The organism is Thiomicrorhabdus heinhorstiae (genome assembly GCF_013391765.2).
Taxonomy (GTDB): Bacteria; Pseudomonadota; Gammaproteobacteria; order Thiomicrospirales; family Thiomicrospiraceae; genus Thiomicrorhabdus; species Thiomicrorhabdus heinhorstiae.
The window spans coordinates 1-404 of sequence record NZ_JACBGI020000085.1 but is presented as its reverse complement, the minus strand read 5'-3'; the positions used below and the strand labels follow the sequence as shown (position 1 = coordinate 404).

Below are 404 nucleotides of genomic sequence, written 5' to 3'. Positions count from 1 at the left end.
GTTGCAAGCCAGCGGCGTTTCACTTCCGAATGATTTTGTACAAATGGAGGCCGAGAAAGCTCAGCAAGCGCAAACCAGCGTGTGGGTGGCTCAGGATCAACAAGTCGTGGCCATTTTGTTCCTGGAAGATGAGCTACGCGAGGATGCCATCGAGATGATCGCTCGTTTAAAAGCTCGTGGCAAACGAGTGACGTTGTTGAGTGGCGACCGCCAGGCTGTGGCCGAAACCGTTGCAGAAAAATTGGGCGGTATGTCGGTGCATGCCGAGGTGTTGCCGGAACAAAAACACGAAGCGATTCAAGCCTATCAAAAAGACGGTGAATTGGTGGCGATGGTCGGTGACGGCATTAACGATGCGCCGGCGATGGCTCGCGCCAATGTCAGTATTGCCCTCGGTTCTGGAA

Annotated in this window: 1 protein-coding gene; it reads left to right on the top strand. The window is 54.0% G+C overall.

Going from position 1 to position 404, the window contains the following annotated elements; all coding sequences use genetic code 11:
- Positions 1-43: 43 nt before the first annotated feature.
- Positions 44-404, top strand: a 361-nt coding sequence (locus H8792_RS12475; protein ID WP_228767129.1) for an HAD-IC family P-type ATPase, incomplete at its 3' end; no start/stop codon positions are given.